The following is an 11,542-nucleotide window of genomic DNA, read 5'->3' as shown; positions in this document are numbered from 1 at the left end:
CCCATCTCGGCGATGCGCTGCTTCACCTGAGGCATGGCAGCACCTTGCTGATCTCGCGCTGCAGGGCATCGACCACCGGCGCAGGCGTGCGGGACGGCGCCATGAAGCCCACCCAGACCGTCACCTCGAAGCCGGGATAGCCGGACTCGGCCACGGTGGGCACCGTGGGCTGTTCCGTGGTGCGCTGCGCGCTGGTCACCGCCAGCGCCTTCACACGGCCCGCCTTGATCTGCGGCAGCGCGGTCACCTGGTTGTCGACCATGACCTGCACCTGGCCGCCGATCAGGTCGGTGAGCGCCGGGGTGGAGCCCTTGTAGGGCACATGGGTGAACTGGATGCCGGCGCGGGCCTGCAGCAGCTCGGCGGCAAGGTGCCCCGAGGTGGCCGTGCCCGAGGAGCCGAGCACCAGCGAACCCGGCTTCGCCTTGGCCAGGGCCACCAGTTCGGGCACCGTGCCGGCCGGCACGGCAGGATTCACCAGCAGCACATTCGGCATGGAGATGACGTGCACCACCGGTGTGAAGTCGGCCGGGGTATAGGGCAGCTTGCCGGCATACACGCCGTAGTGGGCGGCGTTGGGGCCGATGCTGCCCATCAGCAGCGTATAGCCATCGGGCTCGGCCCGGGCCACCGCCTGGGCGCCGATGATCTGGCTGGCGCCGGCCTTGTTCTCGACCACCACCGGCTGGCCGACCAGCTTGCTGAGTTCGCCCGCGACCAGCCGTGCCGACTGGTCGAGAATCCCGCCCGGCGCGGCCGGCACGACGAAGGTGATCGGGCGCGCCGGGAAGGTCTGGGCGGCCGCGGGCGAGACGACGGCGCAGGCGAGCAGTGCGCCAAGGATCGAGACGAGGCGGCGGTGGGTGCGATGAGCTGACACGGACAATCTCCGGAGACGACGCCAGCGCGTCGGGTTCGGTGGCAGGATCGTGATGCCTGGCAGGGATCGGGCGAACCGTGCGGCGGCGTGTTGTGGCGCGGCCAGGGCGCTTCGCCAGGGCCCTGCCCGAAGTCTACGCGGGTCACCGGCACGATCGACCGCAGAGACCCTGTCACGACCCGTTCCCAGGAGACCGCTCATGGATACCCAGGCATTCGCGGCGCTGCTCGAGCGCTTCACCCGCGCGGCCGAGGCCGGAGACGGCGCCGCCTTCGCCGCCTGCTTCACCGAGGACGGCATCTACCACGACTACATCTACGGCCCGCACACCGGCCGCGACGCGATCGGGCACATGATGCAGCACATCTTCCATCGCGATGCCGGGCCCGACTATCGCTGGGAGATGTTCGACCCGGTCTGCGCCGGCGACATCGGCTATGCCTGGTCGCTGTCGAGCTTCAGCTCCACGGTGGCGGAGTTCGCCGGGCGCCAGGTGCTGATCGACGGCATGAGCCGCTTCGTGCTGCGGGACGGGCTGATCGCGGAGTATCACGAGTCGGTCAACGGCTGCGTGGCCATGGCCCAGCTCGGCGTGGCACCCGAGCGCATGGCCAAGGTGGCACGCCGCTGGGCGGGCTGGCTGCACGAGCGGCCAAGCGCACGCGAGTACCTTGCCCGCGCCAAGGGCACACGGCGCGTCGGCTGAGCGGGCCCGATTCCGGAAAGCGTCGGCGCACCGCCGCCCGGGCAGACGCATTCGGTAAGGTCCGCCCATTCCCGATCCCCGCGCAGGAGCCCTGCCGTGACCGCACCCGGATTCAGCATCCAGCCCCGCATCCACACCAGCCCGAGCCTGGTGGCACTCTTCCAGGGTCTGCCCACCTCGATCATCAGCGACTGCATGAGCCGGCTCGGCGGCACGGCCGCGCTCGCGCCCCGGCATCGACCCGGCACCGCCGTGCTGGGCTGCGCGCTGACCGTGCGGGTGCGCACCGGCGACAACCTGATGATCCACAAGGCGCTGCAGCTGGTGCGCCCGGGCGATGTGCTGGTGGTCGACGGCAACGGCGCCACCGACCGCGCGCTGCTCGGCGACATCATGAAGAACGTCGCGCGCTCGCGCGGTGCGGTGGGGGTGGTGATCGACGGCGCCATTCGCGACAGCGCCAGCTTCCGCGACGACGACTTCGGCTGCTATTCCCGTGGGGTATGCCATCGCGGGCCCTACAAGGAGGGGCCGGGCGAGATCAACCTGCCGGTGTCGATCGATGGCTGCGTGGTCAGCCCGGGCGACATCGTGATCGGCGACGACGATGGCGTGGTGTTCGTCGCGCCGGCGCTGGCCGAGTCGGTGGCTGGTGCCGCGCGCCGCAGGCTCGCCGACGAGGCCAGCACCCTGGCGGCGATCGCCGAGGGCCGCTATGACGACCGCTGGATCGACCAGACGCTGCAGGCCCGCGGCCTGAAGGTGGCCTGAGCATGGCGCGGGTCCCCGTTGTGCGCTTCGACTCCTGGGTCGATCCGGTCTTCGATCAGACCCTGCGCGGCGAGCCCGGCATCGCCTTGTCGGTGCAGGCCATGCCGGCCGACGCCGCGGCCGCGCGCGCGGCGCTGCGCGAGGCGCGGGTCTTCCATGTCTCGGCCGCGAAAGACGAGCTTCCCGCCCATTGCCATGTGAGCGAGGCGCTGCTCGCCGAGTGCCCCGCGCTGCTGTGCGTGTCGTCCTATGGCGCAGGCTATGACCCGATCGATGTCGCGGCCTGCACAAGGGCCGGCATCGCGGTGGTCAACCAGAGCGGCGGCAATGCGGTCTCGGTCGCCGAGCACACGCTGGGCCTCATCCTGGCGGTCACCCATCGCATCGCCGAAAGCGACCGGCGGCTGCGCACCGAGCGCGGCTTCTCGCGCGAATCGCTCACCGGCACCGAGATCGCCGGCAAGACGCTCGGACTGGTGGGCATCGGCCACATCGGTCGCCGGGTGGCAGCGCTTGGCGCCGCCTTCGGCATGCGGGTGCTGGCCAGCGATCCGCTGCTCACCGACGCCGAGATCGTCGCGCGCGGCGCGCAGGCCGTGCCGCTGGACACGCTGCTCGCCCAGGCCGACATCGTGTCGCTGCACTGCCCGCGCGATGCCCGCACCCTGCGCCTGATCGACGCGGCCGCCATCGCCCGCATGAAGCGCGGCGCGGTGTTCATCAGCACCGCGCGCGGCGGCATCCACGATGAGCAGGCGCTCGCCCAGGCGTTGGCCGAGGGCCGGCTCGCCGGCGCCGGGCTCGATGTCTGGGATCGCGAGCCGCCGCCGCTCGATCATCCGCTGCTCGCGCTGCCCACGGTGGTGGCCACCTACCACACGGCCGGCGTCACCCACGAGGCGCGTCGCAACATGGCACGGATCTCGGCCGAGCAGATCATCGCGGTGCTGGCCGGGCAGCGTCCGCCCCGACTGGTCAACCCCGAGGTCTGGCCCGCCTATGCCGCGCGATTCGCGGCCGCGTTCGGCCGGCGGCCCGGGCCGGACTGATCCCGTCTCGTCCCGCCTGCCCCCTTGCCCGCCTGCCCCCTGACGCCTGACGCCTGAGGCCCCGAGAACCCCAAGCTCCAGACCCGAATCCCCAGCCACACGCCACACGCCAAACGCCAAACGCCAAACGCCAAGGAAACACCATGACCGCCAATGCCCTGCGCCGATCTGCCTGCCTCGTCCTGGCCCTGCTCGCGCTGCTCGCCGGCCGGCCTGCGCTGGCCTGGCCCGACCGGCCGATCCGGATGATCGTGGCCTACACCGCCGGCGGCGCCACCGATGTCACTGCGCGCGCGATCGCGCCCTTCATCGAGCGTCAGCTCGGACCGGGCACGCGCATCATCGTCGAGAACCGCACCGGCGCCGGCGGGGCGATCGGCTTTGCCGCGCTGGCAAGCGCGGCGCCCGACGGCTACACCATCGGCTTCATCAACACCCCCACCGTGCTCACCGTGCCGATCGAGCGCAAGGTGAACTTCACCTGGGAGAGCTACGATCTGCTCGGCAATGTGATCGACGATCCCGGCAACTTCGCGGTGCTGACCAGCAGCAGCATCACCAATCTCGATCAGCTCGCGGCCTATGCCCGATCGCGCCCGGGCCAGGTCACGGTGGGCACCACCGGGGTGGGCTCCGATGACCACCTCGCCATGCTGATGTTCGAACGCCACGCCAAGGTGAAGATGGTGCATGTGCCCTTCAAGGGCGCCGCCGATGTCCGCCAGGCGACGCTGGGCCGGCAGATCGATGTGGCGGCGGTGAACATCGGTGAGGCGCAGCAGGCGATCAAGGGCGGCTCGCCCTTTCGCAACCTCGGCCAGATGAGCCCGGTGCGCACCGACATCGCGCCCGAACTGCCGACCTTCCGCGAGCAGGGCTATCCGATCGAGATGTCCTCGCTGCGTGGCATCGCGGCGCCGCGCGGCCTGCCCGCCGATGTGCGCGAGCGGCTGGTCAATGCGGTGCGCCGCGCCGCCGCCGACCCCGAGTTCGTGCGGGCTGCCGGCGCGGTGTTCGCGCCGCTGCGTTACCTCGCCCCGCCGGAATACGCAGCCGTGCTGCGCGACGCCGATGTCCAGTTCCGCAAGCTCTGGGGCGAGATGCCCTGGGGCGAGCAGTAAGACGCCGGCCATGAGGGCCCGTCAGGCGCGCGCGTGCTGAGCTTCGTTGCCGCGGTCTTCCTGCTGCTGATCACGCCCGGGCCGGGCGTGCTCTCGATCGCCGGGGTGGGCTCGGGCTTCGGCTGGCGCGCAGGCACGGGCTTTCTGGCCGGGCTGTGCGTGGGCTCGAACCTGGTGGGCGTGATGGTGATCAGCGGGTTGGCCGCGCTGATGCTGTCGGTGCCCTGGTTGCGGGTCACCCTGCTCACCGCCTCGGTGCTTTACCTGGTGTGGCTGGCCGCGAAGATCGCGTTCTCGGGCTCACGGGTGGGCTTTGCCAGCGCAGAAGCCGCGCCGGGCTTCGTCAACGGCGTGACCCTGCAGCTCATCAACCCGAAGGCCTATGTGGTGAACACCGCGCTGTTCTCGGGATTCCCGTTCTGGCCGGGCAGCCTGATGGCTGAAACCCTGGCGAAATTCGCGATCATCAACCTGCTCTGGCTGCCCATCCATCTGGCCTGGCTCTGGTTCGGCGTGGCACTGCGCCGCCTCGATCTGCCAGGCCCCGTGCAGCGGGCGATCAACCTGGCGATGGCCGGGTCGATGCTCGCCGTGGTGGGGCTGGCACTCTGGGCGCAGCGCTGACGCCCCGGCGGGCGCGCACCGCGACTCGCCACCTCAGCGCGGCAACTCAGGCCTGTTCCCAGATGACGGCGCGGCGGGCCGATACCCAGCCCTCGAAGCGCTCGCCATAGACTTCCTCAATGCGGTTGCGCTTGACCTTGAAGGTGGGCGTCACGAAGCCGTTCTCCACCGTCCAGGGCGTGGTGACCACGACCAGGCAGTCGAGCTGTTCGTGAGGATCGAGCCCGGCGTTCACCGACTTCAGGTGTTCCGCCAGCGAGAACTCGAGCAGCGCGCGCTCGGCCTGCGCGGCAGCGCGCTGCGCGGCGTCGGGGCTGAGCATGATGATGCCCAGCGGCTGGCCGAGATTGGCGCCGGTGACCACGCAGGCCTCGACGCTGGTGTGCATCACCAGGCGATCCTCGATGGGGGCGGGCGCCACATACTTGCCCTTGCTGGTCTTGAACAGATCCTTCACGCGACCGGTGATGCGCAGGTTGCCCTCGGCATCGAGCTGGCCCTTGTCGCCGGTGCGCAGCCAGCCGTCATCGGTGAGGGTCTGCCGGCTGAGTTCGGGCTCCTTGTAGTAGCCCAGCATGAGCCCGGCGCTGCGCATCTGGATCTCGCCCGACTGGGGATCAATGCGTGACTCCACCCCCTCGTAGGGCTTGCCCACCGTGCCGGGCCTTGGCACCCCGGGCAGCGTGGCATGCGACAGGCCGCAGTTCTCGGTCATGCCGTAGACCTCGACGATCGACAGGCCGAGCGCCTCGTACCAGCGCAGCAGGTCAGGCGGCATGGGCGCCGCGCCGCCCGCGGCGAAGCGGCACTGGTCGAGGCCCAGCGCCGAGAGAATCTTGCGCCGCACGATGCCGCCGAGGATGGGAATGCGCAGCAGCCGCTTGAGCTTCTCGGGCGGCATCTTGGCGCTCACGCCCTGCTGGAACTTGACCCACAGCCGCGGCACCGAGAAGAACACCGTGGGGCGGGCACGCTGCAGGTCAGCGGTGAAGGTCTCGAGGGAATCGGCGAAGAACACATGCAGGCCCAGCGCGAGCAGCGAGTGCTCGACCAGCATGCGCTCGGCCACATGCGACAGCGGCAGATAGCTCAGCATGCGGGCATTGGCATCGAGGGGCACACGCTTGAGACCCGACTGGATCGACCAGGCGAAGGTGTCGAAGCTGTGCATCACGCCCTTGGGCATGCCGGTGGTGCCCGAGGTGTACATGATGGTGCTGAGATCGCTGCCAGGGCGCACCGGCTCGCCGGCCAGCGGCGCGGTGCGGGCGATGATGTCGTCCCAGGTGGGGTAGCTGGTGGGCGGCGACAGCGGATAGCTGATGCAGGGCAGGTCGGCTGGCACACCGGGCTTCATGCCCTCCCAGCCATCGAGCTTGCCCACGAAGAGCAGACGGGTCTCGCTGTGGGCGAGGATCTGCCGGATGGTCTCGGGCGCCAGGGTGGGATAGAGCGGCACCGAGACATGGCCCGCCATCCAGATGGCGAAGTCGCTCATCAGCCAGTGCGCGCAGTTCTTGGACAGGATGCCGATGCGCGAACCGGGCGCAAGCCCCTGCGCGATCAGGTGCGCGGCCATGCGACGGGTCTGGTCGAGCACCTCGCGCCAGGTGTATTCACGCACCACGCCACCACCCATGGGCTGGGTGAAGACGATCTTGTCAGGGGAGGTCTTCTCCCAGTGGTACAGGCGCTGCAGGGCGAGCGCCTGCGGATCGACGGGCGATGAACTCATGGGGGTCTCCTGGCGTGTTCAGGCGGTCCGGTGTCGCCGCCTGCATGTCGTTGTGGCTTCAGTCTGCCACAGCGCGGGCGGGTCGGGCCAGCATCGGCCCGGTCGTCCACAAGGGCAAGAGCAGCAGCAGGTAGAGCCAGCCCGAGAGCAGGAAGACATCGGTCGCCGCCATGGTGTGGGCCTGCTGGTCGATCAGCCGGTCGACCATGCCCAGGGTCTGGGTCGGCGTGAGGCCGGCCTCGGCGAGCCGCTGCAGCGCCGGCAGGGCCGACGGTCCGCCGATGTCGACGATCTCGGTCAGCCGCGCGTGGTGCAGGCTGGCGCGCCGCTCCCACAGCGTGGTGAACACCGAGGTGCCGACCGCGCCCGCCACGAAGCGCGCAAAGGTGCTCAGGCCGCCGGCCGCGGGCAGGCGCGCCGGCGGCAGGCCCGAGTAGATGATCGCCTGCAGCGGAATGAAGTAGAAGGCGGTGGCCAGCCCCTGCAGCACGGTGGGCAGCAGGATGGTGATCGGGTCGGTGTCGACCGTGAAGCGCGAGCGCAGCCACAGCACCAGCGCATAGCCGAGGAAGGACACCGTGGTGAGCAGACGCGGTTCAATGCGCGAGATGTGCCGGCCCACCCAGGGCGAGAGCATGATCGCGAACACCCCCACCGGCGCCAGCACCGCCCCGGCCCAGATCGCGGTATAGCCCATGTGCTGCTGCAGCCACAGCGGCAGCAGCACCACATTGCCGAAGAACAGGCCGTAGGACACCGAGAAGGCGATCGTGCCGAGCGTGAAGTTGCGCTGCGTGAACAGCCGCAGGTCGACGATCGGCGAGGCCTGCGTGAGTTCCCAGGCCAGGAAGAACACGAAGCCCACCGCCGCGATCACCGCCAGCGTGATGATCTCGTCGGACTCGAACCAGTCGAGCTCCTTGCCCTGGTCGACCATCAGCTGCAGCGAGCCCACCCAGACCACCAGCAGGGCCAGGCCCGCCAGATCGAGCGGCGTCTGCCCGTGAGGCGACTCGCGTCGGCGATACACCGACCAGGTCATCGCCGCCGAGAGCAGCCCCACCGGGACATTGATGTAGAAGATCCACGGCCAGGCGATGTTGTCGGTGATCCAGCCGCCGAGCAGCGGACCCACCACCGGCGCCACCAGCACCGTCATGCCCCAGGCCGCCATCGCCGCGCCGGCGCGGGCCGGCGGGTAGCTCGAGAGCAGCAGCACCTGCGAGATCGGGATCAGCGGGCCGGCGGCCAGGCCCTGCAGCACCCGGGCAAGGATGAGGGTCTCGATCGAGGGCGCGGCGCCGCACATCCACGAGAACAGGGTGAAGGCGAGCACGCTGAGCACCATCAGCCGCACCTGACCGAAGCGGCGTGCCAGCCAGCCGGTGAGCGGCACCGAGATGGCATTGGCCACGCCGAAGGAGGTCACCACCCAGGTGCCCTGGGCGGGGCTCACGCCCATGTCGCCGGCGATCGCCGGCAGCGAGACATTGGCGATCGAGCTGTCGAGCACCGTCATGAAGGTGGCCAGCGACACCCCGATGGTGCCGACCAGCCGGGCGCTGCCCTGCAGCGGCTCGATGGCCGCCGGCGGCGCGCTCATCGCGCTGCCCCGGTGGCCACCGGCGCGGGCGGCCGCACGAACCAGATTGGCACGAGCAGCAGCACGAACACCCCGGCCGACAGATGGAAGATGTCGGTGGCCGCCATCGTGAAGGCCTGCTGCTCGATCAGGCGGTCGATGTAGCCGGCGGTCTGCGCCGGCCCGAGGCCCGCCTGACGAAGCGTGTCGACGACCTGCTGTCCGCCGGCATGGCCGGCTGCGATCTGCTCCACCAGATGCGCGTGGTGCATCGACGCGCGGTGCTCCCACAGCGTGGCGCCAGCCGAGGTGCCGAAGGCCCCGGCGCTCACCCGCAGGAAGGTGCTCAGGCCGCCGGCCGAGGGACGCCGGCTGAGCGGCAGACCGGCGTAGATGATCGACTGCAGCGGGATGAAGAAGAAGGCCGTGGACACGCCCTGCAGGAGCGTGGGGATCAGGATGGTGTAGAGGTCGACCTCGGTGTTGAAGTGCGAGCGCATCCACAGCACCAGCGCGTAACCGCTGAACGAGACGGTGGACAGCAGGCGCGGGTCCACCCGGCCGATCTGCCGGCCCACCCAGGGCGAGAGCAGGATCGCGAATACGCCCATGGGCGCGAGCGAGATGCCGGCCCAGAAGGCGGTGTAACCCATGTGCTGCTGCAGCCAGATCGGCAGGATGACGGCATTGCCGAAGAACAGGCCGAAGGCGATCGACAGCGACACCGAGCCAAGCAGGAAGTTGCGTCGCGCGAACAGACTGAGGTCGACCACCGGATGGCGTTCGGTGAGTTCCCAGGCCAGGAAGAACAGGAAGCCGGTGAGCGCGATCACGCCCAGCGCGGCGATCTCCACCGACTCGAACCAGTCGAGCTCCTTGCCCAGGTCGAACATCAGCTGCAGGCTGCCCACCCAGACCACCAGCAGGGCGAGACCGGCGTAGTCGAGGGGAGCGGGGCCGTGGGGCGACTCACGGCTCAGATGCACGCTGGCAATCAGCATCGCCGAGATCAGACCCACCGGGATGTTGATGTAGAAAATCCAGGGCCACGCGATGTTGTCCGTGATCCAGCCGCCAAGCAGCGGCCCCACCACCGGCGCCACCAGCACCGTGACGCCCGAGGCGGCGAGCGCGGTGCCGGCCCGTGCCGGCGGATAGCTGGAGAGCAGCAGGGTCTGCGACAAGGGCACCAGCGGCCCGGCGGCGAGGCCCTGCAGCACGCGGGCGAAGATCAGCATCTCGAGCGAGCCGGCCATGCCGCACAGCCACGAGAAGGCCGTGAACGCGGCCACGCAGCACAGCATCAGGCGGGCCTGGCCGAAGCGCCGCGCCATCCAGCCGGTGAGCGGCACCGAGATGGCATTGGCCACGCCGAAGGAGGTGATCACCCAGGTGCCCTGGGTGGGGCTCACGCCCATGTCGCCGGCGATCGCCGGCAGCGACACATTGGCGATCGAGCTGTCGAGCACGGTCATGAAGGTGGCCAGCGACACCCCCAGCGTGCCGGCGACCAGCGCGCCGCCCTGCAGCGGTGGCAGCGGCGGCGCTGCCGACACTCAGCGCTTCCCGATGTTCTCGGCGATCACGCGCCGCACCAGTGCATCGGCCGCCGCCCGGGCCGCGTCCTCGGTGGCTGTGGGGGCACTGGCCTGACGCGGAGCCTGGGCCAGGCTCGGCCCGTCCTGGCGGCTGACATCGACCGTCACCCGCATCGACAGGCCCACCCGCAGGGGATGCGCCGCCACCTGCTTCGGGTCGAGCCCGATGCGCACCGGCAGGCGCTGGACCACCTTGATCCAGTTGCCGCTGGCGTTCTGCGCCGGCAGCAGCGCAAAGGCCGAGCCGGTGCCCGCGCCCATGCCCTCGACGGTGCCGTCGTACTCCACGGTCGAGCCGTAGAGATCGGCCTGCAGCTTGACCGGCTGGCCGATGCGCAGGCTGCGCAGCTGCCCTTCCTTGAAGTTGGCATCGACCCAGACCTGATCGAGGGCCACCACCGACATCAGCCCGGTGCCGGCCTGCACCCGCTGGCCGACCTGGATGTTGCGACGGGCGATGTAGCCGCCGATCGGCGCGGTCAGGCGGGTGCGATCCAGGGCGAGCTGCGCCTCGTGGACACGGGTTGCCGCGCGCACCACCGCCGGATGCCGCTCGACGCTGGTGCCTTCGGTGAGCACCTGGTTGGCGGCAAGCTGAGCACGGGCCGCCTCGAGCGCGGATTCGGCCGCCTGCACCTGGCTGCGCAGCGACTGCGCCTGCGCCATGGCATGGTCGTATTCCTCGCGCGCGACCGCGCCGTTCCTGAGCAGCGGCTCACGCCGCGCGGCATCCTCGAGGACGCGCTTGAGCTCGATGCCCTGCCGGGTGAGATCGGCCTGACGGGCGGCCACCTGCGCCTCGAGCGTGGCATTCGATGCGAACAGGGTGCGGGTCTCGCGCACCGACTGGGCGAGCTGCGCCACCGCCTGGTCAAGGGCGACCTGCGCATCGGCTGCATCCAGACGCACCAGCAGCTGGCCAGCCTTGACCAGATCGGTGTCGTCGGCGGTGACCTCGACCACCGTGCCGGCCAGCTGCGGCGTGATCTGCACCACCGTGGCCTGGGCGTAGGCGTTGTCGGTGCTCTCGCGGCCGCGCAGGAACACCAGGTAGTACGCGACATAGGCCAGTCCGGCCAGCACCACCAGGGCGGTCACCCGCAGCATGGCGCGGGTGCGGCGGCCATTGGGCGCGGCAGGTGGCGAGGATGGGGACGGCTGCGGCTCACTCATGGCTGGGTACGGATGGACAGGGTGACGGTGTCGGCGGCATAGCCGCCACCGAGGGCACGGATGAGGCCGAGCCGGTTCTCGAGCAATCGGGTGCGCAGCTCCAGCTCCTGCTGGCGCTGCGCGATCACGCCGCCCTCGGCGGCGAGCACCGCAAGGCGATTGCCCAGACCCGCCTGCAGACGCTGGCGGGCGAGATCGAGCTGGGCCTGGGCTGCCACCTGGGCGCGGGCCTGCTCGTCGAGCTGCGCGCCGAGGCCGCGCAGGGCACCGAGCCGGTCGGCCACCGCGCGCACCGCGGCGAGC

The 11,542-nt window shown here is 70.3% G+C and carries 11 protein-coding genes; 5 read left to right on the top strand and 6 right to left on the bottom strand.

The features are described 5' to 3' along the window. Positions 1–22: 22 nt before the first annotated feature. Positions 23–880, bottom strand: a complete 858-nt coding sequence (locus tag AC2H6A_RS13910; protein ID WP_484274197.1) for a Bug family tripartite tricarboxylate transporter substrate binding protein — start codon at positions 878–880, stop codon at positions 23–25. A gap of 199 nt (positions 881–1,079) precedes the next feature. Between AC2H6A_RS13910 and AC2H6A_RS13905 the strand changes: the two genes are divergently transcribed. The 5 genes from AC2H6A_RS13905 (at position 1,080) to AC2H6A_RS13885 (ending at position 5,151) form a co-directional block, all read left to right on the top strand. Beyond that, a complete protein-coding gene (locus AC2H6A_RS13905) occupies positions 1,080–1,586 on the top strand; it encodes a nuclear transport factor 2 family protein (protein WP_484274196.1) in 507 nt (168 codons plus the stop codon). 96 nt (positions 1,587–1,682) lie between these two features. Next, positions 1,683–2,357, top strand: coding sequence for an RraA family protein (locus tag AC2H6A_RS13900; RefSeq protein WP_484274195.1), 675 nt, complete (start codon positions 1,683–1,685; stop codon positions 2,355–2,357). A 2-nt stretch (positions 2,358–2,359) separates the two neighbouring features. Beyond that, on the top strand, positions 2,360–3,406 hold the full coding sequence (locus AC2H6A_RS13895) for a hydroxyacid dehydrogenase (protein WP_484274194.1): 1,047 nt from the start codon (positions 2,360–2,362) through the stop codon (positions 3,404–3,406). A gap of 143 nt (positions 3,407–3,549) precedes the next feature. After that, positions 3,550–4,527 carry a tripartite tricarboxylate transporter substrate binding protein gene (locus AC2H6A_RS13890; protein ID WP_484274193.1) on the top strand — a complete coding sequence of 326 codons (978 nt, stop codon included), beginning with the start codon at positions 3,550–3,552 and terminating at the stop codon, positions 4,525–4,527. A gap of 33 nt (positions 4,528–4,560) precedes the next feature. Beyond that, positions 4,561–5,151: a LysE family translocator gene (locus tag AC2H6A_RS13885; RefSeq protein WP_484274192.1), complete on the top strand. Its 591-nt coding sequence runs from the start codon at positions 4,561–4,563 to the stop codon at positions 5,149–5,151. A gap of 46 nt (positions 5,152–5,197) precedes the next feature. Here AC2H6A_RS13885 and AC2H6A_RS13880 read toward each other — a convergent pair whose 3' ends face one another. The 5 genes from AC2H6A_RS13880 to AC2H6A_RS13860 form a co-directional block, all read right to left on the bottom strand. Then, a complete protein-coding gene (locus AC2H6A_RS13880; protein WP_484274191.1) occupies positions 5,198–6,886 on the bottom strand; it encodes an AMP-binding protein in 1,689 nt (562 codons plus the stop codon). Between the two features lie 58 nt (positions 6,887–6,944). Next, positions 6,945–8,489 (bottom strand): DHA2 family efflux MFS transporter permease subunit, encoded by a 1,545-nt coding sequence (locus AC2H6A_RS13875; protein WP_484274190.1) that lies wholly within the window; start codon positions 8,487–8,489, stop codon positions 6,945–6,947. Then, positions 8,486–10,024, bottom strand: a complete 1,539-nt coding sequence (locus AC2H6A_RS13870) for a DHA2 family efflux MFS transporter permease subunit (RefSeq protein ID WP_484274189.1) — start codon at positions 10,022–10,024, stop codon at positions 8,486–8,488. Before AC2H6A_RS13870 ends, AC2H6A_RS13875 begins: the two co-directional genes overlap by 4 nt. Continuing rightward, positions 10,025–11,239 (bottom strand): EmrA/EmrK family multidrug efflux transporter periplasmic adaptor subunit, encoded by a 1,215-nt coding sequence (locus AC2H6A_RS13865; RefSeq protein ID WP_484274188.1) that lies wholly within the window; start codon positions 11,237–11,239, stop codon positions 10,025–10,027. Further along, positions 11,236–11,542: TolC family protein (locus AC2H6A_RS13860; RefSeq protein WP_484274187.1), on the bottom strand; the 307-nt coding region annotated here is incomplete at its 5' end. The genes AC2H6A_RS13860 and AC2H6A_RS13865, both read right to left, overlap by 4 nt.

Source organism: Quisquiliibacterium sp. (genome assembly GCF_982640115.1).
Note: the sequence above shows the minus strand (reverse complement) of the source record. Positions and strands in the feature narration are given on the sequence as shown.

Coding starts and splice junctions, on each gene's coding strand:
- AC2H6A_RS13905 (WP_484274196.1), top strand. CDS start 1,080: ATGGATACCCAGGCATTCGCGGCGCTGCTCGAGCGCTTCACCCGCGCG.
- AC2H6A_RS13875 (WP_484274190.1), bottom strand. CDS start 8,489: ATGAGCGCGCCGCCGGCGGCCATCGAGCCGCTGCAGGGCAGCGCCCGG.
- AC2H6A_RS13890 (WP_484274193.1), top strand. CDS start 3,550: ATGACCGCCAATGCCCTGCGCCGATCTGCCTGCCTCGTCCTGGCCCTG.
- AC2H6A_RS13880 (WP_484274191.1), bottom strand. CDS start 6,886: ATGAGTTCATCGCCCGTCGATCCGCAGGCGCTCGCCCTGCAGCGCCTG.
- AC2H6A_RS13865 (WP_484274188.1), bottom strand. CDS start 11,239: ATGAGTGAGCCGCAGCCGTCCCCATCCTCGCCACCTGCCGCGCCCAAT.
- AC2H6A_RS13895 (WP_484274194.1), top strand. CDS start 2,360: ATGGCGCGGGTCCCCGTTGTGCGCTTCGACTCCTGGGTCGATCCGGTC.